At 72.0% G+C, this 25,689-nt stretch carries 28 protein-coding genes, 1 tRNA gene and 4 pseudogenes; 15 read left to right on the top strand and 18 right to left on the bottom strand.

Annotated elements, in window-relative coordinates; translation table 11 throughout:
• The 5 genes from AB0873_RS16635 to AB0873_RS16615 are packed head-to-tail and all read right to left on the bottom strand — an operon-like array spanning nt 1 to nt 4,049.
• The gene (locus AB0873_RS16635) at nt 1–1,350 is read right to left on the bottom strand and encodes an ATP-binding protein (RefSeq protein ID WP_366600605.1); all 1,350 of its coding nucleotides are present in this window, start codon (nt 1,348–1,350) and stop codon (nt 1–3) included.
• The gene (locus tag AB0873_RS16630) at nt 1,347–2,363 is read right to left on the bottom strand and encodes a SpoIIE family protein phosphatase (RefSeq protein WP_366600604.1); all 1,017 of its coding nucleotides are present in this window, start codon (nt 2,361–2,363) and stop codon (nt 1,347–1,349) included. Before AB0873_RS16630 ends, AB0873_RS16635 begins: the two co-directional genes overlap by 4 nt.
• The gene (locus AB0873_RS16625) at nt 2,360–2,779 is read right to left on the bottom strand and encodes an ATP-binding protein (RefSeq protein ID WP_366600603.1); all 420 of its coding nucleotides are present in this window, start codon (nt 2,777–2,779) and stop codon (nt 2,360–2,362) included. Before AB0873_RS16625 ends, AB0873_RS16630 begins: the two co-directional genes overlap by 4 nt.
• The gene (locus tag AB0873_RS16620; RefSeq protein ID WP_366600602.1) at nt 2,776–3,189 is read right to left on the bottom strand and encodes an STAS domain-containing protein; all 414 of its coding nucleotides are present in this window, start codon (nt 3,187–3,189) and stop codon (nt 2,776–2,778) included. The genes AB0873_RS16625 and AB0873_RS16620 overlap by 4 nt, the downstream gene beginning before the upstream one ends.
• The gene (locus AB0873_RS16615; RefSeq protein WP_366600601.1) at nt 3,189–4,049 is read right to left on the bottom strand and encodes an STAS domain-containing protein; all 861 of its coding nucleotides are present in this window, start codon (nt 4,047–4,049) and stop codon (nt 3,189–3,191) included. Before AB0873_RS16615 ends, AB0873_RS16620 begins: the two co-directional genes overlap by 1 nt.
• Before the next feature lie 162 nt (nt 4,050–4,211).
• On the opposite strand from AB0873_RS16615, the gene AB0873_RS16610 reads away from it, so the two are divergent.
• Nucleotides 4,212–4,568, top strand: coding sequence for an STAS domain-containing protein (locus AB0873_RS16610; protein WP_155329357.1), 357 nt, complete (start codon nt 4,212–4,214; stop codon nt 4,566–4,568).
• Here AB0873_RS16610 and AB0873_RS16605 read toward each other — a convergent pair.
• Nucleotides 4,565–5,761, bottom strand: a complete 1,197-nt coding sequence (locus AB0873_RS16605) for an MFS transporter (RefSeq protein WP_366600600.1) — start codon at nt 5,759–5,761, stop codon at nt 4,565–4,567. The genes AB0873_RS16610 and AB0873_RS16605 overlap by 4 nt on opposite strands.
• Before the next feature lie 275 nt (nt 5,762–6,036).
• On the opposite strand from AB0873_RS16605, the gene AB0873_RS16600 reads away from it, so the two are divergent.
• From AB0873_RS16600 to AB0873_RS16570, 7 genes are all read left to right on the top strand, one after another.
• Nucleotides 6,037–6,720 (top strand): FCD domain-containing protein, encoded by a 684-nt coding sequence (locus tag AB0873_RS16600; RefSeq protein ID WP_366600599.1) that lies wholly within the window; start codon nt 6,037–6,039, stop codon nt 6,718–6,720.
• Nucleotides 6,721–6,759: 39 nt separating this feature from the next.
• On the top strand, nt 6,760–7,221 hold the full coding sequence (gene mscL, locus AB0873_RS16595; protein ID WP_366600598.1) for a large conductance mechanosensitive channel protein MscL: 462 nt from the start codon (nt 6,760–6,762) through the stop codon (nt 7,219–7,221).
• An 82-nt stretch (nt 7,222–7,303) separates the two neighbouring features.
• Complete coding sequence (locus tag AB0873_RS16590) at nt 7,304–7,549, top strand: hypothetical protein (RefSeq protein WP_155329360.1); 246 nt, start codon at nt 7,304–7,306, stop codon at nt 7,547–7,549.
• Nucleotides 7,550–7,578: 29 nt separating this feature from the next.
• The gene (locus AB0873_RS16585; protein ID WP_155329361.1) at nt 7,579–7,935 is read left to right on the top strand and encodes a hypothetical protein; all 357 of its coding nucleotides are present in this window, start codon (nt 7,579–7,581) and stop codon (nt 7,933–7,935) included.
• A 77-nt stretch (nt 7,936–8,012) separates the two neighbouring features.
• Nucleotides 8,013–8,732 (top strand): PP2C family serine/threonine-protein phosphatase, encoded by a 720-nt coding sequence (locus AB0873_RS16580; RefSeq protein ID WP_155329362.1) that lies wholly within the window; start codon nt 8,013–8,015, stop codon nt 8,730–8,732.
• A 47-nt stretch (nt 8,733–8,779) separates the two neighbouring features.
• On the top strand, nt 8,780–9,970 hold the full coding sequence (locus AB0873_RS16575; protein WP_366600597.1) for a GNAT family N-acetyltransferase: 1,191 nt from the start codon (nt 8,780–8,782) through the stop codon (nt 9,968–9,970).
• Nucleotides 9,971–10,040: 70 nt separating this feature from the next.
• Entirely contained in the window at nt 10,041–11,213 is a 1,173-nt protein-coding gene (locus tag AB0873_RS16570; RefSeq protein WP_366600686.1) for a hypothetical protein, read from the top strand.
• A 7-nt stretch (nt 11,214–11,220) separates the two neighbouring features.
• Here the strand turns inward: AB0873_RS16570 and AB0873_RS16565 are convergent, their stop codons facing one another.
• From AB0873_RS16565 to AB0873_RS16535, 7 genes and pseudogenes are all read right to left on the bottom strand, one after another.
• Nucleotides 11,221–12,282: an NAD-dependent epimerase/dehydratase family protein gene (locus tag AB0873_RS16565; RefSeq protein ID WP_366600596.1), complete on the bottom strand. Its 1,062-nt coding sequence runs from the start codon at nt 12,280–12,282 to the stop codon at nt 11,221–11,223.
• A gap of 167 nt (nt 12,283–12,449) precedes the next feature.
• Nucleotides 12,450–12,932: an anthrone oxygenase family protein gene (locus AB0873_RS16560; RefSeq protein ID WP_366600595.1), complete on the bottom strand. Its 483-nt coding sequence runs from the start codon at nt 12,930–12,932 to the stop codon at nt 12,450–12,452.
• A gap of 284 nt (nt 12,933–13,216) precedes the next feature.
• Nucleotides 13,217–13,429, bottom strand: a pseudogene (locus AB0873_RS16555) (transposase); the annotation flags it as partial.
• A gap of 54 nt (nt 13,430–13,483) precedes the next feature.
• Nucleotides 13,484–13,804, bottom strand: coding sequence for a DDE-type integrase/transposase/recombinase (locus tag AB0873_RS16550; RefSeq protein WP_366600594.1), 321 nt, complete (start codon nt 13,802–13,804; stop codon nt 13,484–13,486).
• A gap of 13 nt (nt 13,805–13,817) precedes the next feature.
• Nucleotides 13,818–14,333 (bottom strand): annotated as a pseudogene (locus AB0873_RS16545) (transposase); the annotation flags it as partial.
• A gap of 169 nt (nt 14,334–14,502) precedes the next feature.
• A tRNA-Lys gene (locus AB0873_RS16540) sits at nt 14,503–14,575 on the bottom strand.
• A 335-nt stretch (nt 14,576–14,910) separates the two neighbouring features.
• Nucleotides 14,911–15,375, bottom strand: coding sequence for a DIP1984 family protein (locus tag AB0873_RS16535; RefSeq protein WP_366600593.1), 465 nt, complete (start codon nt 15,373–15,375; stop codon nt 14,911–14,913).
• A gap of 233 nt (nt 15,376–15,608) precedes the next feature.
• Here AB0873_RS16535 and AB0873_RS16530 point away from each other — a divergent pair, with 233 nt between their 5' ends.
• The gene (locus AB0873_RS16530; RefSeq protein ID WP_366600592.1) at nt 15,609–16,037 is read left to right on the top strand and encodes a DUF4259 domain-containing protein; all 429 of its coding nucleotides are present in this window, start codon (nt 15,609–15,611) and stop codon (nt 16,035–16,037) included.
• Between the two features lie 140 nt (nt 16,038–16,177).
• On the opposite strand, the pseudogene AB0873_RS16525 reads toward AB0873_RS16530, so the two are convergent.
• Both AB0873_RS16525 and AB0873_RS16520 read right to left on the bottom strand, forming a co-directional pair.
• Nucleotides 16,178–16,847 (bottom strand): annotated as a pseudogene (locus AB0873_RS16525) (HAD family hydrolase).
• Entirely contained in the window at nt 16,844–17,614 is a 771-nt protein-coding gene (locus AB0873_RS16520) for a hypothetical protein (RefSeq protein WP_366600591.1), read from the bottom strand. Before AB0873_RS16520 ends, AB0873_RS16525 begins: the two are co-directional and overlap by 4 nt.
• Here AB0873_RS16520 and AB0873_RS16515 point away from each other — a divergent pair.
• The 6 genes from AB0873_RS16515 to argS all read left to right on the top strand — a co-directional run bounded on the left by AB0873_RS16515 (nt 17,606) and on the right by argS (nt 22,499).
• Complete coding sequence (locus tag AB0873_RS16515; RefSeq protein WP_366600590.1) at nt 17,606–18,040, top strand: hypothetical protein; 435 nt, start codon at nt 17,606–17,608, stop codon at nt 18,038–18,040. The two genes, AB0873_RS16520 and AB0873_RS16515, sit on opposite strands and share 9 nt — an antisense overlap.
• 118 nt (nt 18,041–18,158) lie before the next feature.
• Nucleotides 18,159–18,686 carry a DUF6244 family protein gene (locus AB0873_RS16510; protein WP_155329372.1) on the top strand — a complete coding sequence of 176 codons (528 nt, stop codon included), beginning with the start codon at nt 18,159–18,161 and terminating at the stop codon, nt 18,684–18,686.
• A 182-nt stretch (nt 18,687–18,868) separates the two neighbouring features.
• Nucleotides 18,869–19,294 (top strand): hypothetical protein, encoded by a 426-nt coding sequence (locus AB0873_RS16505; RefSeq protein ID WP_155329373.1) that lies wholly within the window; start codon nt 18,869–18,871, stop codon nt 19,292–19,294.
• On the top strand, nt 19,291–19,740 hold the full coding sequence (locus AB0873_RS16500) for a SitI3 family protein (protein WP_366600589.1): 450 nt from the start codon (nt 19,291–19,293) through the stop codon (nt 19,738–19,740). Before AB0873_RS16505 ends, AB0873_RS16500 begins: the two co-directional genes overlap by 4 nt.
• Complete coding sequence (locus tag AB0873_RS16495; protein ID WP_366600588.1) at nt 19,734–20,486, top strand: serine/threonine-protein kinase; 753 nt, start codon at nt 19,734–19,736, stop codon at nt 20,484–20,486. Before AB0873_RS16500 ends, AB0873_RS16495 begins: the two co-directional genes overlap by 7 nt.
• A 294-nt stretch (nt 20,487–20,780) precedes the next feature.
• Complete coding sequence (gene argS / locus AB0873_RS16490; protein ID WP_366600685.1) at nt 20,781–22,499, top strand: arginine--tRNA ligase; 1,719 nt, start codon at nt 20,781–20,783, stop codon at nt 22,497–22,499.
• A 48-nt stretch (nt 22,500–22,547) separates the two neighbouring features.
• Here the strand turns inward: argS and AB0873_RS16485 are convergent, their stop codons facing one another.
• The 3 genes and pseudogenes from AB0873_RS16485 to AB0873_RS16475 all read right to left on the bottom strand — a co-directional run bounded on the left by AB0873_RS16485 (nt 22,548) and on the right by AB0873_RS16475 (nt 25,566).
• On the bottom strand, nt 22,548–23,618 hold the full coding sequence (locus tag AB0873_RS16485) for a hypothetical protein (protein WP_366600587.1): 1,071 nt from the start codon (nt 23,616–23,618) through the stop codon (nt 22,548–22,550).
• 365 nt (nt 23,619–23,983) lie between these two features.
• Nucleotides 23,984–25,165, bottom strand: a pseudogene (locus AB0873_RS16480) (M23 family metallopeptidase).
• Complete coding sequence (locus tag AB0873_RS16475) at nt 25,120–25,566, bottom strand: hypothetical protein (protein WP_366600586.1); 447 nt, start codon at nt 25,564–25,566, stop codon at nt 25,120–25,122. The pseudogene AB0873_RS16480 and the gene AB0873_RS16475 overlap by 46 nt, the downstream one beginning before the upstream one ends.
• Nucleotides 25,567–25,689 lie beyond the last annotated feature (123 nt).

Below are 25,689 nucleotides of genomic sequence, written 5' to 3'. Positions count from 1 at the left end.
TCAGACTCCGCCCACGGGCAGGGAGACGGTGAAGGTGCTGCCCGCGCCGGGCGTGCTGGTCACCTGCAGCGTGCCGCCGAGCAGCACGACCAGGCGCCGCGCGTACGGCAGGCCGAGGCCGGTGCCGCCGACCCGGGTGACGCCGGGCACCTGGTAGAACTCCTCGAAGATGCGGTCGTGCAGCTCCGGGGCGATGCCCGGGCCGGTGTCCGACACCTGGAGCAGCCAGCGGTCGTCGGCGCGCCGGGCGCGCAGCCGCACCTCGCCGCGCTCGGTGAACTTGAGGCCGTTGTGCAGCAGGTTGCGCAGCACCTGAGCGAGCAGCACCGCGTCGGACCGCAGGGTGGCCGGGGCGGGGGGCTCCTCCACCACGAGCTCGACTCCCGGGCGCGTGGCGAGCGCCCGCAACGTGCCGCGCAGTTGACCGAAGATCGGCCGCAGGTCCACCTCCGCCCAGTCCGGCTCGATCCGCCCGGACTCGGCCTTGGCCAGGTCCAGCAGCTCGTTGACCAGGCCCAGCAGGTCGGCCGCGGACGAGCGGATCAGCCCGACCTGCCGGGCCTGCTCGGCGGTCAGCGGGTCGGACGCGGAGTCGGCCAGCAGCCGGGCGAGCCCGATGATCGCGGTGACCGGCGCCCGCAGCTCGTGGCTGACGTTGGCGAGGAAGCGACTCTTCGACTCGCTCGCCGCGCGCAGCTGGGCCGACTTCTCGTCCAGTTCGCCGTAGAGGGCCACCACGCCCCGGTTGGTCTCCTCCAGCTCCTCCGTGAGCTGGTTGTAGAGCGCCATCACCCCGCGGTTGGTCTCGGCCAGTTCCTCGTTGAGCACAGCGAGCTCGTCGCGCTGGGTGCGTACCTCGTCGAGCGCCGCGATGAGCTGCTCGTTCTGCGCGGCCAACTCGTCCAGGGCACTGCCGGGGGCGCTGACCGCGAGTGCGGTGCGCAGCTCGGCGAGGCGCTCGGGGGTCAGCGCCGCGGCGGCGACGGGGACACGTCGGGACATCCTCACGACCGTATCCCCCTCCCGGGCCACCACGTCCAGCGTGTCCACCAGGCGCGCCACGGCACCCGACTGCGGCTCGTACCGGCCACCGGGGAGCCGCCCGACCGGGGCGAGGTCGATCCTGAGGTGGTGCACACCGTCAACGGCGTCGGCAACGGCGGAGAACGTCACGTCCGCCCCGCCGACGGCCCGCAGCAGGTCACGGGCGACCTCGCTGAGTGCGGTGGCGACGCGTACCTGGTCCTGGTGCTCCAGGCCGACGGCCGCCGCGACCTCCCGGCCCCGCTGCCGGACGACGAAGATGTCGTGCTCGACGCGCAGCCCCATCTGCAGCAGCGGCGCGGTCACGGCTCCCCCCGGGCCACCAGGACGCACGCGTCGTCGCGGCGGATACCGGCGTCCCGCAGCACGGTCGCGGCCACCACGAGGGGCGACCGCTCGGCGAGACCCGGGTAGTCGTCGAGCTGCCAGCGATCCACCACCCCGTCACTGTGCATCACGAGCAGCGAATCGGGCGGGAAGGGGTACTCGTACTCGCGGATCATCGGGCGCTGGTGCCCGACGATGCCGGGCAGGGACACGAGGCCGCGCCGCCGCCCGTCCGCCGGGACGACCACGCCGGCGATGTTCCCCACGCCGGCGTACCGCAGCACGCCGGTGGCGAGATCGGGTTCGGCGACCGCGAGCGCGGCACCCCGCGTGTGGGTGATGGACCGGTGGAGGTGCTGGACGACCGCGGTGGGCGACGCGGCGGGAGCCCGGTGGAACGCGTCGATCGCGGCCCCGGTGGCCGCGGCCGCGAGCGGCCCGTGCCCCAGGCCGTCACAGGCGAGCAGCCGACGCCGGCCCTCGACGATCCGCCAGGCGTACCCGTCGCCGCTGACCGACTCCCCGGTGAGCGGTCGGGTGAGCGCACCGACCCACGGCGGCCCGGGCCGGGCCTCTGGCGGCCACACCTGCACGGCGAGCACGGTGCCACGGCCCGGCCGGGAGTACGCGTCGAACCAGGTCGCCTGCCGGGCGATCGCGCCGAGGCCGATGCCGAGCGTGCCGGTGGTGGAGTGGCCGTCCCGGGAGGAGACGGTCAGGTCGGCCATGCCCGGGCCGCGGTCCACGGCGACCAGCTCCACGCCGGCCTCCCGCTCGGTCCGGACCGGCCGGAGCAGCAGCATCCCCTCGTCCGCGTGCTTGACCAGGTTGCTGGTCAGCTCGGCGGCGACGATGGCGAGGTCGGCGGTACGGGCCGGGCTGAGGCCCAGCTCGGTGCCGAGCCGCTCGGCCGCCCGTCGTACGGCGCTGGCGGTGCTGCCGGCCTCGACCCGGAACCACACGCCGCGGTCGGAGACCGCGTCGCCGGTCATCGGGACCACTTGACGATCGTGACCGTGGTGCCCTCGCCCGGGCCGGTGCGGATGTCGAACTCGTCGACCAGCCGGCGGGCGCCGCTGAGCCCGAGACCGAGCCCGCCGCCCGTGGTGTAGCCGTCGGTGAGGGCCAGGTCGAGGTCCGGGATGCCGGGACCGGTGTCGGCGAAGATGATCCGGACCCCGCGCCGCCTGCCGTTGTCGACGGTGGCCACCTCGACGGTGCCGCCGCCGCCGTAGACGAGGGTGTTGCGGGCCAGTTCGCTCGCGGCGGTGACCAGCTTGGTCTGGTCGACCAGGGAGAGCTTGACGGCGACCGCGACCGTCCGCACCAACTGGCGGACCCGGACGACGTCCTCGTCGCTGTGGATCGCCTGCGCCTGCGGCTGGCCCAACTCCAGGCCCGTGGTCACGGCGAGGCCGTCGTCTCGGCGTCCGGTTCGTCGTCGAGGTCCTCGGCGTACTCGTCGGCGCGTGCGCTCGCGATCAGCTCCATGCCCCGTTCGACGTTCAGGGCGGTGCGGATCCCGTTCAGTGACAGCCCCAACTCGACGAGGGTGATGGCGACCGCGGGCCGCATCCCGACGACCACCGTCTCGGCGTCGAGCACCTTCGAGATCGACGCGATGGTGGAGAGCATCCGCCCGACGAACGAGTCCACGATGTCCAGGGCGGTGATGTCGATGACCACGCCGTGGCAGCCGGTGGCGACGATCCGCTCGGCCAGGTCCTCCTGGAGCTGGACGGCCGTCTGGTCGGACATGTCGACCTGGATCGACACCAGCAGGATGTCGCCGATCTTGAGAATCGGCACCCGCTCCATCAGATCTCCCGGCGGGTCGCGCGGCGGCTGGCCTCGACGCCGGTGAGCCGGAGCACGTGCCGCAGCGCGTCGGCGAGACTGGCCTTCGTGGCGATGTCGCCGAACTCGATGCCCAGAGCAACGATGGTCTGCGCGATCTGCGGGCGGATGCCGGAGATGATGCAGTCGGCGCCCATCAGCCGGGCGGCCACCACGGTCTTGAGGATGTGCTGGGCGACCTGGGTGTCCACCGCCGGCACACCGGTGATGTCGATGATCGCGTACGGCGAGCCGGTGTCGACGAGGGTCTGCAACAGCCGCTCCATCACCACCTGGGCGCGGGCGGAGTCGAGGGTGCCGACCAGCGGGACGGCGACCACGCCCTCCCACAGCTTCACCACCGGGGTGGACAGCTCCAGCAGCTGCTCGGCCTGGTCGGCGATCAGGCTCTCGCGCGTGCGGACGAAGCTCTCGAAGGTGAACAGGCCCATCTGGTCGACCAGGGCGGAGAACGCCACGAAGTCGCGCAGCGCGGTGCCGCTCCGCTCGGCGTCCAGCAGATCCAGCAGGACCTCCTTGAGGGCGAACACGCTGACCGCCGTCTCGGTGGCGGAGAAGCCCTGCCGGGCGCGGTTGTGGGACAGCTCGGCGAGAACCGCCCGCAGCTCGGCCGCCGGCTCGGTCTCCAGGTCGAGGGCGCCCTGCTCACTCACCGCCACGAGGCTGCGGTACAGCTCCTGTACCTGCCGGCGCAGCTCGGCCTGGCTGAGCCGGCCCCGCAGCGAGTTGGTGACGATCTCCGTCCACCGCTGTGTGACCTGGTCGCCGTGGCTGGTCAACAGACCCGCCAGCCGACTGCTCTCCTCGGCGCTCAACGCCATGGCAAACCCCCTCAGCCTGGACCGGGCGGACTCTATCACCGCACACCCGTCAACTACTTGTCACGGTGCAAAGGAATGACGGGCGCCTCAGGACATCGGCTCCCGATCGCATGGCACCCCGATCGTGGGATACCGTTTCCCCGATAACGGGAGGTCTGGCGAATGTCCTTGACGGTGCACACGGAACAGCGCGGCGACGTCGTCGTCGTGTCGGTCGCGGGCGAACTGGACATGGCGACGGCACCCAAGTTGCAGGACCAGATCACCGACCTGCTGGACAAGGGCCGCAGCCGGCTGGTCTTCGACCTGGCCGAGGTCTCGTTCTGCGACTCCACCGGGTTGTCCGTCTTCGTCCGCGCCAAGAACAGCTGCGACGAGGCCGGCGGCGTCGTCCGGCTGGCCGCTCCGCAGCGGGGCGTGCTGCGCATCCTGGAGGTCAGCGGGCTCGTCGAGGTGCTGCAGACGTACCCGACGGTCGAGCAGGCCGTCGCCGGCGACCCCACTCCCGCCTCCTCCTAAGCCTCGTCCTCGACGTACCGGGGACGGGCGATGAGCAGACCCGCACCGGTCTGCACCGTCAGGGCGACCAGCAGGAACCCGATCGGCGCCGCCCAGCCACCGGTGGCCCCGTAGAGGACCCCGACCAGCAACGGCCCGAGCGCCGCGATGACGTAGCCGGTGCTCTGCGCGAACGCCGACAGCGCCACCGTCCCCTCGGCGGTGCGCGCCCGCAGCCCGATGGTCGTCAGGATCAGCGGGAAGGCTCCCTGGCCGAGGGCCAGCAGGGTCACCCAGAGCAGCGCGCCGTCGTGCGGGGACAGCGCCAGCCCCAGGTAGGCGAGCGTCGACGCGGCCGTCAACGACAGCACCAGCGGCCGCAGTGTCCGCATCCGTCCGGCCAGCGTCGGCATGAGCAGCGCGATCGGCACTCCCAGGGCGGTCACCCCGGCCAGCAGCAGCCCCGCCGCCTCCGGCTGGTAGCCGGCGTCCCGGAACAGCTGCGCCAGCCAGCCCATGATCGCGTACCCGCTCAGCGACTGCGCACCGAAGTACACCGCCATCGCCCAGCCCAGCCGGGTCCGCGCCGGCCGGATCCGGAGCCGGGGGGCGGCGCTCGCCGTCGGGGTCGCCCGCCGCGCGGCGGCGCGGGCCCGTAGCGCCAGGGGCACCCACGGGAGTACGGCCACCGCGGCCAGCCCGGCCCAGACGCCGAGCCCGACCCGCCACGAGCCGAAGGCGTGCGCGATCGGCACCGCGGCGGCGGCGGCCACCGTCGTGCCGGCGGTCAGGGCCATCGTGTACGCCCCGGTGACCAGCCCGGTGCGGTGCGGGAAGTGCTGCTTGACCAGCATCGGCAGCAGGATGTTCGCCACCGCGATCCCGGCCAGCGCGAGCGCGCTGGTGAGCACGAAGACCAACGCCGAGCCGGTGACCGCCCGCAGCACCTGGCCGGCGGCGAGCGCGGCCATGGCGACCACCAGCACCCGGGCCGGGGCGACGCGGCGGACCAGCCACGGGGTGAGGGCGCCCAGCCCGGCGAACGCGATCGTGGGCAGCGTGGTGACCAGGCCGGCCATCGTCCCGGAGAGCCCGAGCCCGGTCCGCACCTCGTCGAGCAGCGCGCCGAGGCTGGTGACCACGGCCCGCAGGTTCACCGCGACCAGCAGCATCCCGACCAGCACGAGCAGACCGCCACGCACCGCGCCGCCCACCTCCGCAGCGCCCGCACCACCCGCGCCCGCACCACCCGCGCTCGCGCCACCCGCGCCCGCGCCACCCGTGGCCGCACCACCCGCAACTTCGGGGAAAGTGCTGCCTGCCGTGCTCCGGTGGCCGCTCTTTCGGGGAAAGTGCGGCCTCCTGCCGGAGGTGGGGGCGGTGGGGGCGGCGGGGATGGGGACGCTCGTGGAGGCGGTGGGCGGCGGTGGCGGGGTCATGCGGTCGAACCTACAATCATGGGATGAATTTTCGGCAGGGGTTGTAACCAGTGCCACCGGTGACTGATTCCGTCGCCGTGCCGCCGCGCGGCCGGCGCGTGCAGGAGACGATCGCCCAGCTCCGGGAGCGGATCCTCGGCGGGGAGTGGCCGGTGGGCGGCCGCATCCCGACCGAGCCGCAGCTGGTGGCGGCCCTCGGCGTGGGGCGCAACACCGTCCGCGAGGCGGTCCGCGCCCTGGTGCACGCCGGGGTGCTGGAGTGCCGGCAGGGCTCGGGGACGTACGTGGTGTCGACCGACGAGCTGGCCCCGGTGGTGGCCCGCCGGCTCACCGACGACCGGATGGCGGAGGTCGTCGAGGTGCGGCGCGCGTTCGAGGTGGAGGCGGCGCGGCTGGCCGCGCTGCGGCGTACCCCCGAGGACCTGGCGGCGCTCGACGGCGCGCTCGCCGCCCGCGAGGCGGCCTGGCGCGGCGGCCGGGTCGACGAGTTCGTGGAGGCCGACGCCGCGCTGCACACCGCGGTCGTCGCCGCCGCGCACAACGGCATGCTCGCCGAGCTCTACGCCTCGGTCGGCACGGCCCTGCGCAGCACCCTCGCGGCCGCGATGGCCGGCGCGCTGGCCCCGGAGCGGCACGTCGACCACTCCCGGCTGGTGGACGCGATCCGGGCCGGCGACCCCGAGCGGGCGGCGATCGAAGCGGGCGCTTTTCTGGAACCGCCGCCCCGGGCATAGGTTGTGCCGGACGGAAGACCGGACACCTCGGGAGTACGGATGCTCAAGGGCTTCAAAGACTTCATCATGCGCGGGAACGTCGTCGACCTGGCGGTCGGCGTCGTCATCGGCGCCGCGTTCACCGGGCTGGTGACGGCGTTCACGAACTCGTTCCTCAAGCCCATCATCAAGCTGGTCGGCGGTGGTGAGGACCAGTTCGCGGGTGCCTGGGAGATCAGCAAGGGCAACCTCATGGACTGGGCCGCGTTCGTCAACGCGGTCATCACCTTCGTGCTCACCGCCGCGGTGCTGTACTTCCTCGTGGTCTTCCCGATGAACAAGCTCGCCGAGCGGCGGCAGCGGGGCGAGGAGCCGCCGCCGGCCGCGCCCAGCGAGGAGGTCAAGCTGCTCACCGAGATCCGCGACGCCCTGGTCACGGCCGGCCGGAGCACCCCCGCCCAGCAGCGCGGCGCCCTCGACGACGTGCTCGGCCGGCGGGAGGAACCGCCCACCCGGTACTGAACGCGGCAGACGCACAACGGCCCTCGCGGGAATCCCGCGGGGGCCGCACATTTTCGTACGTCTGTTCGATAGAGTCCCCGCCATGGAGCAGCGGAAGCACTGGTGGAACGGGAAATGGGGCCGCCTGGCCCGGCGGGATGTCTTCCTCCGGGCCGACGCCGACCGGTGGTACGTCGAGCAGCGCGCCGGCGGGTCGGAGGGGGTCTCCAAGTTCTACGAGTACGACACCGCCGAGGAGGCCGAGGAGACGGTCCGGGCCCTGCTCCACGGCACCGACACGTGGCGCGAGCTGTCGCCCCGCCCGCCGGGCGGTTGGGGCCGCGTTTAGCGCGCAGACCGGCCGGGAACCGCGCCTGTATGAGCCAGCAGCAGGTCCTCTCCCGGGTCACCACCGGCATGCGGGTGGTCGACGCCGCCGGCACCGAGATCGGCACCGTGGACCTGGTCCAGCGCGGTGACCCGAACGCGGTGACCGTGCAGGCGCCGACCGCCGACCCGGGCAGCAGTCTGGACGAGCTGATCGAGTCGACCGCGGTGCAGGAGCCGGACGTCCCGGCCGACCTGGCGGCCCGACTCCTGCACGCGGGCTACCTGAAGGTCTCCACCGACCGGGTCCGCACCGGCGCGGTCTACGTGCTCGCCGACCAGATCGCCACCGTCACCGACGCGGTGCGCCTCGACGTCCCACTGGAAGATCTGCCCGCCGAGGAGTGAAAGGCGTCAGCAAGTTTCACAATCCACCCACCGGCGCGTAGAGACGAACGGAGGGTGTTCTTGGCAAGCTTGATCCCATGACGCTGATCCTCCGCTCGGCCATCCTCAACGACATCGGTCTGGTCCGGACCAACAACGAGGACTCCGCCCTCGCGGGCGAGCGCCTCGTCGCCGTCGCGGACGGGATGGGTGGCCTGCCGGCGGGCGAGGTGGCGAGCGAGATCGTCATCCGCATCCTGGACGAGCTGACCCCGCCGACCACCCCCGACGAGGCCGCCGACGCGCTGCGCGCCGTGGTCAGCACCGCCAACCAGCGCATCCACGCGGCCATCACCGTCGATCCCGCCCGGGAGGGCATGGGTACGACGCTGACCGCCGCGCTGCTGGCCGGTGAGACGCTGGTGCTGGCCCAGGTCGGCGACTCCCGCTGCTACCTGCTGCGGGACGGGGAGCTGACCCAGCTCACCCGGGACGACACGTTCGTGCAGGCGTTGGTCGACCAGGGCGCGCTCTCCCCCGAGCAGGCCCGCCACCACCCCCAGCGGTCGCTGGTGACCCGCGCGGTGCAGGGCTCGGACACCCCGCCGGCGATCGGGGCGCTGACCGTCGCGCCCGGCGACCGGCTGCTGCTGTGCAGCGACGGGCTCTCCGACTACGTCGAGCACGACGCGATCGCCACGGCACTGGCCGGCTACGGCGACCGCCAGCTCTGCGGGGAGCAACTCGTCAAGCTGGCCCACCAGGCCGGCGCGCCGGACAACGTCACCGTCGTGGTCTCCGACGTCACCCCGCTCTGAGACCCGATGCGGTTGCGGCGGCCGGCTCGCCGGGTTGGGATGGTCGGATGACCGTCCGCCGACTCTCCTCGGAGGAGCGACTCACCGCCAGCTTCCCCCTCCAGGCGTACGCCTTCGAGGCCTCGCCGCGGAGCGCGGCGCGGGCCGAGGAGTTCCGCGAGTACCTGCCCTACAACGAGGGCAACCGGACGCTGGTCGTCGAGGAGGCGGGCGAGACGTGCGCGGCGGTCTCCGCCATCCCGATGCGGCAGAACCTGCGCGGCCGCGTGCTGCCCATGGCCGGCGTCGCCGGGGTGGTCACCCATCCGCTCGCCCGTCGGCAGGGGCACGTGCGCACGCTCCTGCACCAACTCCTGGACGAGATGCGTGACGAGGGTCACCAGCTGACGGCGCTCTGGCCGTTCCGGCCGTCGTTCTACGAACGCTTCGGCTACGCGGGGCTGCCGATGCCGCGTACGGTCACGCTGCCGGTGGCCGACCTGGCCCCGCTGCTCCGCGCCGACCTGCCCGGGGAGGTGCGGTGGGAGCGGATCGGCGCGGGCTACCCGTCGTGGCGGGACTTCACCGAGCGCTGCCTGCGTCACCGGCACGGCTTCGCGCTCTTCCCCGACTACCGGGCGGTCGCGCTGCGCGACCGGGACGAGCGGTGGCTGGTGACCGCACGGGTCGACGGCGTCGTGACCGGGGCGGTCACCTACCGCATCGACGACCACGGTGGCACGCTGGCCGCCGACGACCTGCTCGCCACCGACCCGCACGCCCGGGCGCTGCTGTTGCAGTTCTTCGCCCGGCACGTCGACCAGGTGGCGACGGTGCGGTTCGATGTCCCCGTCACCGAGACGCCCGAGCTGTGGCTCACCGATCTCGAGGTGCACGTCGAGAGCCGGGTGGCCCGGCCGGGCTCCTCCGCGCCGATGGCCCGGCTGCTGGCGGTGGATGCGCTCGCCGGGCTTCCCGCCGGCCCGGGCCGGGTGCGGGTGGAGCTGACCGGGGACCGCTGGCTGGCCGGCGGGTACCTGCTCGACGGCACCACCGGCGCGCTGGAGATCGTCCGGGGCGAGACCGGCACCGCCCCGTCGGCGACGCTGACCGCGGCCGGGCTCTCCGCACTGGCGTACGGGGTGCTGGACCCGGTGGAGGTGCGCCTGCGCGGCCTGGGCGACGTGCCCGCCGAGGCCGGTGCGGAGCTGCGTCGCCTGTTCCCGCGCCGGCTGCCGTACCTCTTCGCCGACTTCTGAGCCGGTTCCTTAGGCCCTCCTTAACGTTCTCGGCGCCCGGCCCACCCGCTTCTACCATCACGAGGTGCACCTGAAGCCCGCCGCTGTCCTGGCCGCCCTGGCCGTCGTCGCCGCGACGCTGGCCGCCTGCGGTTCCACCGAGCCGGCGACGCCAGCCCCGGTCGCCGCGTCCGCGACACCCCCGTCGTCCGCGTCCGCTGTGGACCGTCCGGCCGCCCGTGCCGGGCTGGGCGGGCCGTCCCCCAGCCCGCGCCCCTCGGCGCGGCCGGCGCCGGCCGGGAACCCCGACGGTGCCGCCGCCGTGCCGGCCGAGGCGCGGGCGGTGGACACGTCCAGGCCCACCCGCAGGATCGGCACCGGCACGCCGGCGAGCTGCACGTCCGCGGCGGTGGTGAAGGCGGTCGCGGCCGGCGGGATCATCACCTTCGACTGCGGGCCGGACCCGGTGACGATCACCATGACGGCCACGGCCAAGGTCCGCAACGCCAACGGGCCGAAGGTGGTCCTGGACGGCGGCGGCAGGGTCACCCTGAGCGGCCAGGGGAAGCGGCGGATCCTCTACATGAACACCTGCGACCAGGCCCAGGGCTGGACCACCTCGCACTGCCAGAACCAGGACCACCCGCAGCTCACCGTGCAGAACCTGACGTTCGCCGACGGCAACTCCACCGGGGAGGAGGCCGAGGGCGGCGGTGGCGGTGCCGTCTTCGTCCGCGGTGGGCGGCTCAAGATCGTCAACTCGCGGTTCGTCCGCAACCGGTGCGACCGCACCGGGCCCGACCTCGGCGGCGCGGCCGTACGGGTGCTCAGCCAGTACGAGAACAAGCCGGTCTACGTGGTGAACAGCACCTTCACCGGCGGCTCCTGCTCGAACGGCGGCGCGTTGAGCAGCATCGGCGTCTCGTGGGTCGTGCTCAACAGCGTGCTGCGCGACAACGAGGCGATCGGCAGCGGCGCCAATCCGGCCCGGGCCGGCACGCCGGGCGGAGGCAGCGGTGGGGCGATCTACTGCGACGGCAACGAGTTCACCGTCCGGATCGCCGGCACGGTCATCGAGGGCAACGACGCGAACGAGGGCGGCGGTGCCGTCTTCTTCGTCAGCAACAACCGCACCGGCACCATGCGGATCGAGAACTCGACCCTCCGCCGCAACCCGAGCCGTGGTTTCGAGACCCGGGGCTACCCCGGCATCTTCTTCCTCGGCGCCCGCAACCCCACGGTCACGTCGTCCCGCCTGAGCTGACCCCGGATCAGTAGGGGTTGCCGTGGCCCGGGACGGGGTGACGCGGGGCGTTCCCGGCACGGGTCATCGGTGGGGTGCGGGTGTGCGCGCCCTCGGCCATCCCGGCGAAGAGTTCCCTCAGCGCGCTGAGTGCGTCGTGCCGGGGCGTCCAGCCCAGCTCGGTCTCGGCGCGCTCGCTGGACATCAGCGGCGCGTTCAGGGCCAGCTCGACCCAGCCGGCGTCGATGGGTTGCAGCCGGGCGCGCCAGGTGAGCGCGGCGGCCACGCGCAGCACCGGGGCGGCCACCGGCACCGTCCAGCCGTGGAAGTGCCGGGCCACCAACTCCGGCGTCAGCACCGGGTCGGCGGCGACGTTGAAGGCGCCACGCGCGTCACCCAGGACCGCCCGGGCGTACGCGTCGGCCACGTCGTCGGTGTGCACCGCCTGCATCCGCAGCCGCCGGTTCGTGGGCACCAGCGGCAGCCGGCCGTACTTCAGCAGCCGCAACGGCACGAGCGGGCCGACGAAGTACCGGGCGATCTCGGTGGCGGCCGCCCGCTGGAAGTTCAGGCCCGGCCGCAGGCGCACCACCCGCAACTCGGGGTGCTCCCGCTCCACCCGGTCGAGCAGCGCCTCGACGTCCGCCTTGTCGCGGCTGTACGAGGACCCGGGCACCCCGGTCGCCGGCCAGCGCTCGCTCACGGGGTGGTCCTTCGGGCCGGGCGCGTACGTGCCGACCGACGACGCGTACACCAGGGCCGGGACGCCTGCCCGGACCACCGCGTCGATCACGGCGCGGCTGCCGCCCACGTTGGTGCGGCGCAGCACCCGCTGGTCGTGGCTGGGCTGGATCTGCCAGGCCAGGTGCACCACCGCACCGGCACCCGCGAACATCTCGGCGAGTTGCGCGTCCGCGCCCGGCGCGCCGATGTCGCAGGAGTGCCACTCCACCTGGTCGTACGGCTCACCGGCGTCCGGGCCGGGCAGGCGTCGCGCCACCCCGGCCAGGTCCAGTCCGCGCTCCCGGCGCAGCCGGCGCAACAGGGCCGTCCCGGCGTTGCCGCTCGCTCCCACCACCACGATCCGCATGTCCGACCCCGTACCCGGTCAGCCGCTCCCCAACCGCCCCGGCGGTGGCCTGCGGCCGTCCGTCCCGCGAGACCGGCCGGCGCGCCCGGCGGGTCGGGCTGCGGTGGGCTCACGGGCGAGGGGCCTGGCGGACCCAGGCGTGCTTCTGGTCCCGCTGTCGGCGCCCGTCAGTGGGCGAGAAGCGCCCCGAGCAGGGCGGCGAAGGCGGCAGCCGAGGCGACTGTGCGGACCAGGTTCCACCGCACCCACGGCCGCTCGAACCGTTCCCGCACCGCCGCCAGGTCGCCGATCCGGTCCACCGGCCCGGCGGCGTCGAGTCGGTTGTTGAGCGGCACGTTGACCCGCATCGTGACGCCGAACATCACCAGGTGCGCCACCAGCGCGGCGGCGCTCCACACCAGCACCGGGCCGTCTCCCGCGTGCAGCGCGACGGCCAGCGCCGTGAGCACGGGCGCACCGAGAAACGCGGCCAGGAACCAGCCGTTGAGGATCTTCCGGTTGATCGACTGCATCGCGCCGACCAGGGTCCGCGCGTCGGTCGCGGCCAGACCCGGCACGACCGAGCAGGCGTACGCGAAGAACAGCCCCGCCATCAGCCCGCTGGTGAACGCCGCGCCCGCGAGCGCGGCGAGACTGATGAACTCCGACATGGGTGCCACCCCCGTCTCCTGGTGCGGTCGTCGACTCGCCGCGATCGAGTTGCCTGGCGCCCTTTGGAGCTGACTCGTTCACGTCATCACCCAGTGAACCGCCCCGCGAGCCGTACGCCCATGCCTGCCCCGCTCACCCCCATACGCAATCGTCTTGCGGCTCATCCCTCTCCGGAATCTTGGAAGGCAGCGACCCCTCCGCGTGCATCGTCACCGTGGAGACGGGCCCAGGCGGTAAAGCGGTGGGTCAGATCGCGGATGTTGCCCGAGCCGGCACCGTCGGGTTCATGTTTGGCGTAGCCGAGGTGTTCGGTCATTTCCTCGTTGAGCGCGGTCTCCAGGACCGTCTTGGTCAGCTGCCTGAGCAGCCCGTCCGGGCCGGTCAGCGACAGGCCTTGTTCCTTCGCGGCCCGGACCAGCTCGGCGGCGGCCCTCGCCTCCGCCGACGGCTCCGCCCGCTTCTTGCGTCTGGTCTGGTCGTTCAGTGTCGCGGTCATCACGGCACCCTCCTCACCAGGCACAACGCCTGGCGGGTCAGGCCGGAAACACCGTTAGATCCACACTCCCCCGCTGTGGTGGATCAACCCCTCGAGCCGCTCGTTGCGGGCCCAGACCGCCATTTCGAGGGCTTCCAGGGGAAGGTCGGTGCGTAGGTGGGTGGTCAGGGCCCAGCCGACCAGGCGCCGGGAGTACACGTCGATGACCAGGGCGAGGTAGGCAAAGCCGACCCAGGTGCGGATGTAGGTCATGTCGCAGACCCACAGCTGATTCGGCTGCGCGGCGGTGAACTGCCGCTTGACCAGGTCTGCGGGTCGGGCAGTTGCTCCGACGCACACCGGCCAGCCCGAGCTGACGCATCCGCCGAGCGACATGGTCGCGGCCGATCTGCACACCGTCACGGCGCAGCGCGACGTGTATCTTGCGCACCCCGTAGACGCCGTAGTTCGCCTCGTGCGCCTGCCGGATCCGCTCACCCAGCGCGGCGTCCGCCATGCTGCGGGCCGAGGGCGGGCGGGTCTTGGCCGCGTAGTAGCCGGACACCGACAGAAACCCGGCATCAGTGCCGCGCAGGACATTGATGATCGGCTCGGCCCCGAAACGATCCTTGTGTTCGTCGACGAAGCGGATCATCTCGGCCCGGGGCGGTCGAGCTCCGCGGCGAAACGCGCTCGCCGCCTTCAGGATCTCGTTGGCCCGACGCAACTCGGCATTCTCCCGTCGCAACCGCTTGAGCTCGGCCGACTCATCCGACGTGGTCCCCGGCTGCCGGCCGGTGTCAACCTCGGCCTGCCGGATCCACTTACGCAGCGTCTCGCTGCTGACGCCGAGCTTGTGCGCCACCGACGTGATCGCCGCCCACTCGGTGTCGTGCTCCGGCCTGGCCTCGCCGACCAGGCGCATCGCCCGCGCCCGGAAGGCAGCTGAGTACTTGCTCGGTCGTGCCATGACTCCATCTCACGGAATGGAGCCTCCACCAAACCCAGAGCGGTTCACCGGATAGCCGTGGGTCTGGGTACACCGGGGTTCGTTCATGGGAGCACGCAAGCCGGTTCGCGTACTCTCACGTAAGTGGGCCGCCTGGGACTCGAACCCAGAACCTAAGGATTAAAAGTCCTCAGCTCTGCCTATTGAGCTAACGGCCCGTTGTGCCACAGGCTACCCGAACGCCGGCTCGGGGTTGACGTCCGTCCGAGCGCTCGGCGGCGAGGCTCCTGGCCCTGCCGTGGTGGCTCGCCGGTCGCTGGTAGTGCGGGTGTGGAGGTCCCCGGTCCCGCCCTCACCGTCGTGGATCTGCGCATGGTGGTGTGCTGTGCCCTGTGCGCCGTCACCTGTGTGTCGTGCTGGGCGTGCGCTGTGTGCTGGGGAGTCGAACCCCTGCGCCTGCCCTCGGCGCGCCAGGAGTGAGCCGGATTTCGCCCGCCGGCTCTCGGGTCCGCGCACGCCTCCACGTCGGCTACCTGCTCCACACCCGTGCTTCTCAGTCCAGCAGGTCGACCTCCCAGTTCGTGCGCTGGATGAGGGTGTCGACCTCACGAAGCTGCCGGGCAAGTTCGTCGGCCTGCCCGCGCAGCTCGGCCACCGGCAGCGCCGGGATCATCTTCAACTCGGACCGCAGCTGCCGGAAGCCGCGCTGGCCCTCTCCCGCTGCGGCGTCGGCGGCGGAGGTGACCAGACCGTGCCGCAGACGCAGCACGTCACGTCGGGCGAGCGCGTCGGTGAGCGTGCCACCCTCGACCTGGGTGGCGGCATTGGTGCGGTTGATCCGCCGGATCAGGGACTCCAGTTCACCGAGTACGTCGCCAGCCTCGGTGAGCAGAGCCGCCGGGTCCTCGGCAGGCGTCTCACCTTCCTGGTAGCGAGCGCTGGCCACGATGCGGGCACGGAGTTGTTCGGCGCGGCGCGCCGCATCCGCGCGCAGCGCAAGAGCCTCAGCGAGCTTCATGCGGACCAGTATGGCGACCGAGGATCCTCGTCGCCCTCGCATTTTCGTTGGCCCGGCCGCCTCAACGCCACGACGGCGGCACGTCGACGGCACGAGAGGACGTCAGGTCCGGCAGCCGATTTGAGGGATCAACCGACCTGCCTGGATCCGCCTCAGGCAGAACGTCGGACCCCGCCGATAGCGTCCGGCGCAAGGGCGTAGGGGGCTGCGGTCGGTTGATGCCGGGAGGTTACGTGGGGACATGGGGCGCAGGGGCCTTTGACAACGACGAGGCCGCGGACTGGTGCGGTGACCTCGACGATGCCGCGCCGGAGAAGCGGCCAGCGCTGGTGGAGGCGGCACTCACGGCGGTGCTGAACGTCCCTGGCTACCTCGACAGCAACCTGGCCGTCGAGGCGATCGCCGCAGCCGCGATCATCGCCGCCCACCGGCCCGGCGGCCGGTCGATCGACTCCCCGTACGCGCCGGACTTCCTCCTTGAGGGCGGACGACTCAGCCTCGATCACCAACTCGACGACCTCGCCCTGCGTGCGCTCACCCGAATCGTCGGCGACGACTCCGAGTGGCGCGAACTATGGGAGGACAGCGACCACTACGACGAGGCGCTCCAGGAGATCGCGCACCTCCAGTCAGTACTGGGCCAACCGCAGCGGCGCGGCTGAGCCGGCACTTTGGCCCTTACCGGCCGCGACGGCGCTTCCGCCCGGTCGTCCGTGTGCCGCGCCATTCGCTCTGGCCGGCCGCGTCAATGCGGACGCTCTGCTGACTACTCGGCGATCACCGCCAACTCACCCTGGGCTCGCTAAATGTCAAGAAGCCGCTGCGGAAGCTCTTGGAGATTATTGATGCGGATGTGCGCTTGCCTTACTTCTGGACGGGTGGCATAGAAGTAGCCCCACGGGCCACGCCGGATGAAAACGGTCGTCAGGCCAGCGTCAAGCGCAGGAAGAATATCGTTGTCGAGGCGGTCGCCGACGTACGCGATCTCCTCGGGCGCGCACCCCGCCGACTCGATCAGCTTGGCGAAGAATTCAGGGGGTCGGCTTTTCCGCGCCCCAGTCGTCCGACGTCGCGATCAGATCCACACCCAGGTTCAGCTCGCGCAGCAGCCGGCCGGCACGGGCGGTCTGGTTGCCCGCCACGCCGACGAAGTAACCGTCGGCCTTCAGCGTAGTGAGGCATTCCCGGACGTCCGGATAGAGGTCGCGGCCGTTGAAGTGCTCCGCCAAACCTGCCTCGGCACGGCGCTGCCGCTCCAGCGTGAGGTCGAAGCCGGGCTGGAAGTGCTGGAAGACCTCCCGGTAGTCGCGTCCCTGCGCGATGACCTGCCCGAACACCGCTGAGAACGTGTGCCGGGGGACACCCAGCCAGTCCGCCCAGGTGCCGTACTCGGTGGACTCGTCGATCAGCGTCTCGCCCACATCGAAGTAGACAGCGCGAATTCGCCGTGAGACAGAGTTCTGGACGGTCATGCGGTCAACGCACCCAATCGCTCGTCAAGGTCAGCTACGACGGTGGCATCGTCCCACGGCCTCAGCCGGGCACGGAACTCCTGAAGGCGGGTGCTCGCGGTTGCGTATCCGGCCATCGCCAACGTTGCGGCGGCGTCCCCGGCGAGGTCACATGCCTGGTCCAGCTGCGGCTGGTCGTCGAGATAAGAGCTCGCTATGTCGATGAGGAACACCGCCTTCTGCTTGACCGCCCCGGGACCGAGTCCACGTAGTGCTCCTGTCAGGGCGAATCGGGCCTCCTCAGGCCGACCGAGTTGGAGGAACGCCCGACCGCGGAATCCGTCGAGGCGGTCCGCCGAGTAGTAGTCGAACCAGGCCGGCGGTGCCGCGTCAGCGGGTCGCGACAGCAGTGCGGCGGCTTGGTCGAGAGCACGCAGCGTTCCGGCCGCGTTCGCCGGTCCCAGCACCTCGGACTTCACCGCCGCGATCCATGACTGGATGAGCGGCACCCCACTGCGTCGGGCGTGATCAGCGGCGCCGGCGAGATAGCTGATGGCGGCTGACGTGTTGTGCTCGGCCGCCGGCACGAAGGCGAGATGGCCGAGCGCGGCGGCGGCGAGAAGGTCGTCCCCCACCTGGATAGCCGCTTCGTGGGCAAGCCCGAAGTAGCCCCGCGCGTCGGCCGCCCGCTGCAGGTCGAAGAACGTCAGTCGGCCGGCAAGCGTGGCGACTTCACTGCGGGTGCGCAGGACCCGGCGCTTGAGGCTTCCGTCGGGCAGTTGCCGCATGACGTCGACCGCAGCGTCGAGGTGATCGCGCGCCAGGCTGAGCAGATCGCCAGGTTTCCCCGACCCGTGATAGAGGTGCCGGTATATCTCCGCGCTGCTTTCGAGTCGGCTGACCTGAAGCTCCGGGACCGCTCCAGTCTGATCGACGAACGCGAGCGGGGAAGCCGCCATCGCCTTGATCGCAGTCCGCCGGCGCATCTCATCCTCCTGTGGGCACCCGGAGAAGCGCTGACCAATATCTCGCTACGCCAGTGGTCGCAGTCCCGCATGGTCGGCACACCGACAGAAGTGGCCCGGCAGCTTCGCCGATGGGACGACACCGGCGTCGAGCAGGTCATCTGCTCGTTCGGAGCGCCCTTCGCCGTCCACGACGACGAACAACTTGAGTTGGCCATCGACACGATGGCACTGCTCGATAGCTCGTAGCCAGGTCAGTGGCCAACCAACCGAGACAGGGCCGGATGCGCAGCCAAGCCCTCACGCACGGCATCGAGGTATCGGGTAACTTGGACGGCCTTCACCATGGTCATCGATCGGAGGTGCCGTGTCGCACATCGAGGTGATCACGGGTGAGCTGCGGGTCTTGCTGACGGGTGTGGAGAGAGCTCAGGGGCTGACGGTCGCCGCCGACAACCAGGCGCAACAGGTGGCGCTGCGTGCTGCGGGCGCCGGCTTTGCCGCGGTGGCAGCCGGCATGGCCCGGGTGCGGGATGCCATCGCGACGGTCCAGGGCAGATTGGGAGGCCTCGCCGGATCGATAGGCGAGGCCGTGAAGATGACCGCCGCCGTTCCCCACGAAGCGACTGCGCAGGAGACCATCGCGGGGCTGCTGCCGGTCCAGAGTGGGATCGACAGCGCCCGTGACGCCGCGGCTGGGATCATCACCCAGGTTGGTGAGACGCAGCAGCTCGTCGCCATGGTGCTTCAGGGTGGGCAGCCCGGGCCGCTGCTGCAGTCGATGGAGAGTGTCAAGCAGGTCCTGGTGTCGGTGGTTCAGCGTGCCGGGTCCGCCCGTCGGGCCGTCGATGTGGCCGCCGCCGAGGCACGGCAGCTGGGGTCGTCGGGAAACTGATCGGGGCTGGCGGTCCCGCACCGGCCAGCCCTGCCTCGAGCACCGCCGCTGACTCGCGCACGAGCCCGGACATGGGCGACGCGGCAGCCGGTGACCGCGACGTGGACATGCCGTGGGCGAGGCGCCCCACTGCTGTCCCCGGCGGGTCGCCCACAGGACCCCGCACCAAAATCCGGCCCGACGTGGACGAGGCCACCCGCCGGGCACTAGCCCTCGAAAACGATTGCGCCGGCGTGCTCGCCGACAAGGGCTACCGGGTGCACCAGAACCCGACCGGACGGGAGATCGCCGACGCGCGACTGCGCACCGGCGACATCGGAAACCCCCGCAAGACGCCGGACTACTTGATCGAAGGGCATGTCTTCGACTGCTACTCTCCAACCCCGTCCAAGCAGGTGCGGGGGATATGGACAGAAGTCTCCAAGAAGATCGGCGACTCACAGACCCAACGCGTGGTGCTCAACCTCCAGGACTGGCGAGGAGACCTCGCGTCCCTGCGCAAGCAGTTCGGCGACTGGCCCATCCCCGGACTGAAGGAACTGGCAGCGGTGACGCGAAGTGGTGCGATCATCCAGATCGTGCCGCGACACGGAGGAGAGGCGAGATGAGTATCGGCTACCGGCTGACGCTGGCAGGTGACATCCCCCTGCGACACGTGGCGGATCTCGCCGCCCCGGACGCCACCGAAACGCCCACCCCGGCCGGCCATCAACTGCTCAGCTCCGATCTCTACGAAGAGCGCGGATACCTGGTCACCATCAGCTCCGGACGCAACGGCTACTACGACGCCGAAGATGACGACGACGCCCACTGGGAATGGGAGCCCGAGGTGTACGTCGACATCGGCTTCGACATGCGCACCGACGACATGGCCGACAAGGGCGTGCCGAACATGGTGACCACGGTGGCCCGGGTGCTCGCCGACCGTCCCGAGGACGCGGCGTTGGTGCTCAACGGCAACTGTCTGTTACTCACCCGCGTCGACGGGACGCTACGCAAGCACCGACCGCAGTGGTGGGCCCACTACGGCGTGGACGACCCCCTTCCGTGGTAAGTGAGAGCGACCTGCCACTCGCGTCCGCGTTCACGGTCTTCGACGCCCAAGACTCGGGATGCCTGTCCTACGGGGTCGAGGCTGCCGGGCGCCGCTGGTTCGTCAAGAAGCCCACCACCCCGCAGGCCCGCCTCTCGCTGATCCGGGCCATCCAGTTTCACACCGCAGTCCAGCATTCGGCGATCATCCGCCCCGAGCAGGTCCTCGACAGCCTCGACGGGCCAATGCTGGTCTACCCATGGCACGACGGCACGGTTCTCAACCACGCCACCAGGCAGGGCTCGGACCGCACCGCACTGGTCCGGTTCCAGCAGCTACCCCTGCCGGACGTCGAGGCGGCCATCACCAGGATCCTCGACGCGCACCTGGCCGTCACGGCAGCCGGCTACGTCGCGGTCGACCTGTACGACGGCTGCTTCCTCTACGACTTCGACAGCCGGCAGATGTGGCTGATCGACCTGGACGAGTACCGGCCCGGCCCCTTCGTCCTCGACGCCGACCGCCTCCCCGGATCCCGCCGCTACATGGCCCCGGAAGAGTTCGTCCGCGGCGCCGTCATCGACCAGCGCACCACCGTGTACACCCTCGGCCGCACCATCCAACACCTGCTCGGCTCCCCACACGGCTGGCGGGGCTCCCCCGCGCAAGCTCAGCTCGTGGCCCACGCCACTCGCGCGAAACCCGGAGATCGACACCCCGACGTGACGACACTGGTCACCGCCTGGCGAGCCACGCTCACCTCGTGAGACACGCGCTGGTCAACACCGGGCTGGACGCCGGACGGCCCGGGAACGGCCTTGCGCCGCCCCTGGGCCGGCCGGTTAGGCTGCTGCCATGACCAGCTCGCACGCGTACCCGATGGCGTCCCCCGACGTCCAGGTCGGCGCGCTGCGACGCCGGCGGTCCCGCGACCGCCAGCGCTGAGCATTCCTCTCTGCGACCGGCGGATCGAGCCGCCGGTCACCGCCGAAGTCCTCGGTCCGCCCGCATCCCCATCTGAAGATCCACGTTAAGTGGATCCGAGCGAGATCGGCGTACCCATGGATCTGGAGAAACTGCTGACCGACCGGCTGGCGCCGGCGTTCGAGACGGTGGCCGGCGTACCGGTGGACCCGGTCGTGCGGCGCTCGCAGCGCGCGGACTTCCAGTCCGACGCGGCGTTGGCGCTGGCCCGGCGGCTCGGCCGGCCGCCGCGGGCGATCGCCGCCGAGGTGCTGGACCGCGCGGACCTGGCCGACCTTTGCACCGTGGCGGAGGTGTCCGGGCCGGGCTTTCTCAACCTGACCGTCGCCGACGAGGCTTTGGCCGGGCTGGTTGCCGCGTTGGCCACCGACCCGCGGCTCGGGGTGCCGGTGGTGGCCGAGCCGGAGACGGTGGTGGTCGACTACTCGGCGCCGAACGTGGCGAAGGAGATGCACGTCGGGCACCTGCGGTCGACGGTGATCGGCGACGCGGCGGCCCGGCTGCTGGAGTGGCTGGGGCACCGGGTGCTGCGGGCCAACCACCTGGGTGACTGGGGCACACCGTTCGGCATGCTGATCGAGCACCTGGTCGACCTGGGTGAGGCCGAGGCGGTGCAGGAGCTGTCCATGGGCGACCTGGACTCGTTCTACAAGGCGGCCCGGGCCAAGTTCGACGCCGACGAGGCGTTCCGCGAGCGGTCCCGGCTGCGGGTGGTGGCCTTGCAGGGCGGTGATCCGGCGACGTTGCGGCTGTGGCGGCTGCTGGTGGAGCAGTCCGAGCGCTACTTCCTGACCGTGTACGACCTGCTCGACGTGGCCCTCACCGAGCGGGACTTCCACGGTGAGAGCAGCTACAACGACCTGCTCGGCCCGGTGGTCGAGGACCTGGACCGGCTCGGGCTGCTCCGGGACAGCGAGGGCGCGGCCTGCGTGTTCCCGCCCGGCTCGGTAGGCCGCGACGGCGAGCCGCTGCCGTTGATCGTGCGCAAGTCCGACGGCGGATACGGCTACCCGGCCAGCGACCTGGCGGCGATCCGGCACCGGACCGGCACGCTGGGCGCGACCCGACTGCTCTACGTGGTCGGGCTGCCGCAGCGGCGGCACTTCGACATGGTGTACGCCGCAGCCGCGCAGGCCGGCTGGCTGGCCCCGCCGGCCCGGGCCGAGCACGTCGGGTTCGGGTCGATTCTCGGGCCGGACGGGCGGATGCTGCGCAGCCGGGCCGGCCAGTCGGTGAAGCTGGTCGGGCTGCTGGAGGAAGCAGTAGCCCGGGCCACCGCGCTGGCCCGCGAGCGGAACCCGGACCTGGGCAAGGCGGAGGCGGCCGAAGTGGGCCGCGCAGTCGGCATCGGCGCGGTCAAGTACGCCGACCTGTCCAGCGACCGGCACAAGGACTACGTGCTCGACTGGGAGCGGATGCTCTCGCTGGACGGCAACACCGCGCCCTACCTCCAGTACGCGTACGCCCGGATCCGGTCGATCTTCCGGCGCGCCGGGGTGACGGCTCAGCCGGGCGCGGTGATTTCGCTGGCCGAGCCGGCCGAGCGGGCGCTCGCGTTCGAGCTGGTCGGCTTCGGCGGGGTGGTCACCGACGTGGCGGACCACCTGGAGTTCCACCACCTGGCCGGATACCTGTACCGGCTGGCCGCCGCGTTCAGCGCGTTCTACGAACGCTGCCCGGTGCTGCGGTCCGACGGGCCGGTCCAGGAGAGCCGGCTGGTGCTCTGCGACCTGACCGCCCGAGTGCTCCAGCAGGGCCTCTACCTGCTCGGCATCCGGACCCCCGAACGGATGTAGTCGGAACCGGGATCTGAATTGCTGTCGCCAGTGCCCCGCACGGTGAGGCTATCGGCCCGCAATCTGTGTGGAAACTGGCGGCGCTGCTGACCGTGCCCATCTCTGCTGCCCCCCGGTCACCCTCGGGGCCGCCGCCGTAGTGTCCGCGACGGCGGACTTGGTCGACGTCGGGAACGCGCGCGTGGCAAGCTGGGCGGCACGCACATTGTGCTCGGCAACTCCGGCGGAGGCCCGCCCGGCGCCGGCTCGGGCATTCCGGGCGGGCGCGTCGTCGGCGCCCGAGGCGTTGCTGCCGGTTTCCCGCCACTCCCCTTCGAGGGTGACCGAGGCGCGTTCCTCGGCGCGCTGCGTCTCGACGCCAGCGCCTTCCCCCGCGACGGCCTGGCAGACATCTGCGGCGTAATCGTCGACTACCCGGAACGCGTACGCGGCGGGGATGTGGGCCCGGTCGACGAAGCCGGGCACCTGCCGCAGGAGGTCGCGGACGTCGTGGCCGGCGCGTTTCAACTGGTCGAGCTTGTACGCCAGCGCCGGCCACGCCGCCGATCCCATGACCCGCTCGGCTCGGTCGGCGGTCCAGACCTCTCGGACGTAGATCGCCATCTCCTCTTGGCCCTGCTGTGCTGTGCGGCGCCGCTCGCCGGCCTCCTCCGGATCCGGCCGGGGATCGGGCGTCCGGTCGCCGTCGTCGAGGGCGGCGCGATCGAGTTGGTCCGACAGCCACGTCGCGTCTCCAGGCCGGCCCCCGGCCGCCGGCTCGACACGTAACCCGCGCTCGGCGAGCCGCTCGGCCATGACGCGCTGGGCCTCGCTCGCCCGGGGGTCGACGGCCGCCCACCCGGCGCTGGCTCGCCAAGCGAGGGCGATGTCGTCGGCCGACGCGTGGCGCCACCACGACGGGCTGGTCGCCGGCCGCCAGATCGCCGCGTCGGCCTGCTGCGCCGCGCGGACCCGGGCGCGGATCTGGCGGGCCTGGTCCTCGCTGTTCCGAGCGGCCCGCTGCAGTTGGGCGATGCGGGCGTCGATGAGCACCTGCGCCAGTTGACCGGCGGCCTGGATCGCAGCGGCGACCGCTGCGGTGGCCCGCTGGTGGATCTCGGCCATCTCGTTGTCCGCCACTACCTCTCCCCGTCTCCTCACCGCTGCATCTCCCGGTCGACCATCGGGCCCCACGTGAGGCCGAACCCGGCTCGGCGCGTGATCGGGCCGCCGGTCCGGCGGCCCAATCACGAACGTGACCAGCTCGCCGACGCGCTGCGCGAGGCCAATGCCCGCTACACCGAGCGGTACAGGGCGGCCCTGCAGGGCGGCTGGACCGCTGACGACCTGGCCAAGCTCGGCCTGGACGCGCCGGAGTCCGGGCCGGCCCGGCGACGCCGCCCACCGCGGTCGACGCCGCCGCCGCACACCCGTAGCCGCGGCTCCTCGCTGGCACGTCGACGGCCTCCTCCGCTGCCGCGGGGAGGCCGTCGTGCCCGGGGCGGTCACCTGCCTACTCCGAGCGGAGCACCCTGGGCGCGCATGAACCGCTCCGGGTCGACGGCGTTGCTGCGGTCGGCGTGGTACGGACCGGGCGGCACGTTGACGTGCACCTCGAAGTGCAGGTGCGGCCCGGAGCTGCCGCCGCTGTTGCCCACGAACCCGATGACCGTTCCGGCCGCGACCTGCTGGCCGATGGACACCTCGGGCCGCTGAATCATGTGGCAGTACCGGGTTACGGTATTGCCCGCGTGCCGGATGTCGACGTACCAGCCGCACCCACGCTAACTGGTGTTCCCGTCACGGTCGCACGTCGTGTACCAGTCGCACTTGACCTGCTCCACCACACCGGACGAGGCTGCCCGGATCGGGTCACCCCGCACGTCGGCCTTCGACATATCCACGCCGGCGTGGAAGCTGCGGCCGCGCGGGCCGAAGCCGCTGCCGACGATGGCCCGAATCGGTTGCACCCAGCCGCCCGGTCCGACCGGCACCGGCCCCAGGTCGTCGGTGCCGCACGGCGCCGTCGGCGCGCCGCCGCCGATATCGTCGATGCTCGGCAGGCCGAGCACCCGGGCGGCGAGCTGCTCGGCGTCGTCCTCCCACTTCTGGTACGCCTCGGGCAGGCCGGAGCGCTGCACGGCCTGCGCCGCGTCGGTCAGCCGCATCCGCTGCCAGCCGCCGACGCGCAGCAGCGCCTCGTAGAACTTCCCCGCCGCGTAGGTGGGCGTCATCCGCTCGCGAACGCTGCCCCACCCGGGGCGCTGCTGGAACAGCCCGACCGAGTCGTGGTCCCGGCCCACGCCCTCGTGCGGCAGGCTCAGCGACTCGGGCACCTTCGCGTTGGCCAGGTTGCGCAGCGTGGACTCCTGCATCGCGGTCGCCAACGCGATGACATAGCCGCGCGGCGGCACCTGGCGCTGCCGTCCGACCGCGACGATGGTAGCCGCGTTCGTCGTCTCGACGCTGCCCCACGAGCCGGTCCCCGGGATCGGCGATGATCCTGGCAGTGACGGCACCTCGCACGCCGCCGCTTCCGCCTCCGACTGGCCGAACATCAGCAGCGGCAGCCCGACCATGCCGCCGCACAGCAGCATGACGGCCGCCAGCACCGCCGCGGCCAGCGCGAGCGGCCTGCGGTTCACCGGGTCACCGACCGGGTGAAGTCGTTGCCAGTGACCACCCATCGCCCGCCGACGCCGGCGAGCGTGACGGTCAGCGTCCCCGCGTCGGTGGGCACCTCGTACACCGCCGCGCCGCCGGTCGGCGCCTGCTTGACCACCAGGCGGCCGGTCACCCGGGTCGCCGGCACCCGCGCCGGGTCGACGGTGCGTAGCGCGCGGGCGAACCCCTCGTCGCAGCTCGACGCGACGCCCCGCCACCACACATCAGGCGGTAGGTCGGGACGCGCCCACGCCGCCGCGAACGCCGCCGCCACAGGCGCGGCCTGCGCCGGCGGCGGCGGGGCCGCGGGCGGCCGGTCCTGGCCGTGGGCGTCCCCGCCCGGCTGCTCGCCCGCCGACGACGGCACTCCGTTACTGACGTCGACCGTGGGGTAGACCGGGCCGCTGCGATCCGGGTTGGGCAAATCCGGCGCACCGCCGGGCGCGCAGCCGGCCACTACCAAGGCGAGAACCATGCGGCAGGCCGCCCGCACCGATTTACCCATGTGATCGGTGCGCGCGGATCCCGACGCTCTGCGTGCCATGTC

Origin of the sequence: Micromonospora sp. NPDC047707, from assembly GCF_040704235.1 — a bacterium.
Classification (GTDB): Bacteria; Actinomycetota; Actinomycetes; order Mycobacteriales; family Micromonosporaceae; genus Micromonospora.
The sequence above is the reverse complement of the archived record's forward strand: the minus strand, read 5'-3'. Positions and strand labels throughout refer to the sequence as shown.

Bases quoted from the DNA above. Each gene is read 5' to 3' on its own strand.
- AB0873_RS16630 (WP_366600604.1), bottom strand. From the start codon at position 2,363: ATGACCGGCGACGCGGTCTCCGACCGCGGCGTGTGGTTCCGGGTCGAG.
- AB0873_RS16620 (WP_366600602.1), bottom strand. From the start codon at position 3,189: ATGGAGCGGGTGCCGATTCTCAAGATCGGCGACATCCTGCTGGTGTCG.
- AB0873_RS16615 (WP_366600601.1), bottom strand. From the start codon at position 4,049: ATGGCGTTGAGCGCCGAGGAGAGCAGTCGGCTGGCGGGTCTGTTGACC.
- AB0873_RS16610 (WP_155329357.1), top strand. From the start codon at position 4,212: ATGTCCTTGACGGTGCACACGGAACAGCGCGGCGACGTCGTCGTCGTG.
- mscL (WP_366600598.1), top strand. From the start codon at position 6,760: ATGCTCAAGGGCTTCAAAGACTTCATCATGCGCGGGAACGTCGTCGAC.
- AB0873_RS16590 (WP_155329360.1), top strand. From the start codon at position 7,304: ATGGAGCAGCGGAAGCACTGGTGGAACGGGAAATGGGGCCGCCTGGCC.
- AB0873_RS16585 (WP_155329361.1), top strand. From the start codon at position 7,579: ATGAGCCAGCAGCAGGTCCTCTCCCGGGTCACCACCGGCATGCGGGTG.
- AB0873_RS16580 (WP_155329362.1), top strand. From the start codon at position 8,013: ATGACGCTGATCCTCCGCTCGGCCATCCTCAACGACATCGGTCTGGTC.
- AB0873_RS16575 (WP_366600597.1), top strand. From the start codon at position 8,780: ATGACCGTCCGCCGACTCTCCTCGGAGGAGCGACTCACCGCCAGCTTC.
- AB0873_RS16565 (WP_366600596.1), bottom strand. From the start codon at position 12,282: ATGCGGATCGTGGTGGTGGGAGCGAGCGGCAACGCCGGGACGGCCCTG.
- AB0873_RS16560 (WP_366600595.1), bottom strand. From the start codon at position 12,932: ATGTCGGAGTTCATCAGTCTCGCCGCGCTCGCGGGCGCGGCGTTCACC.
- AB0873_RS16550 (WP_366600594.1), bottom strand. From the start codon at position 13,804: ATGTCGCTCGGCGGATGCGTCAGCTCGGGCTGGCCGGTGTGCGTCGGA.
- AB0873_RS16535 (WP_366600593.1), bottom strand. From the start codon at position 15,375: ATGAAGCTCGCTGAGGCTCTTGCGCTGCGCGCGGATGCGGCGCGCCGC.
- AB0873_RS16520 (WP_366600591.1), bottom strand. From the start codon at position 17,614: ATGCGGCAACTGCCCGACGGAAGCCTCAAGCGCCGGGTCCTGCGCACC.
- AB0873_RS16500 (WP_366600589.1), top strand. From the start codon at position 19,291: ATGAGTATCGGCTACCGGCTGACGCTGGCAGGTGACATCCCCCTGCGA.
- argS (WP_366600685.1), top strand. From the start codon at position 20,781: ATGGATCTGGAGAAACTGCTGACCGACCGGCTGGCGCCGGCGTTCGAG.